The sequence below is a fragment of the Neisseria sp. P0014.S009 genome (assembly GCF_051958155.1).
Taxonomy (GTDB): domain Bacteria; phylum Pseudomonadota; class Gammaproteobacteria; order Burkholderiales; family Neisseriaceae; genus Neisseria; species Neisseria flavescens_C.
This window is the reverse complement of record NZ_JBQCVS010000118.1, coordinates 1-275: the sequence shown is the minus strand read 5'-3', so window position 1 is coordinate 275 and position 275 is coordinate 1. Positions and strand designations below refer to the sequence as shown.

The 275-nt window shown below is 55.6% G+C and carries 1 protein-coding gene; it reads left to right on the top strand.

Translation table 11 applies throughout. The annotated features are described in order from the left end of the window. The coding region (gpJ, locus tag ACTHS4_RS11940; RefSeq protein WP_440365993.1) for a TipJ family phage tail tip protein at nucleotides 1-275 on the top strand (275 nt) is incomplete at both ends.

Below are 275 nucleotides of genomic sequence, written 5' to 3'. Positions count from 1 at the left end.
CACTGGTGGAAACCACCTCAAAGGGTGACCGGAATCCGTCGGAAGTCCGCCTGCTGGTTCAGATACAACGTAACGGTGGCTGGGTGACGGAAAAAGACATCACCCTTAAGGGCAAAACCACCTCGCAGTATCTGGCCTCGGTGGTGATGGGTAACCTGCCGCCGCGCCCGTTTAATATCCGGATGCGCAGGATGACGCCGGACAGCACCACAGACCAGCTGCAGAACAAAACGCTCTGGTCGTCATACACTGAAATCATCGATGTGAAACAGTGC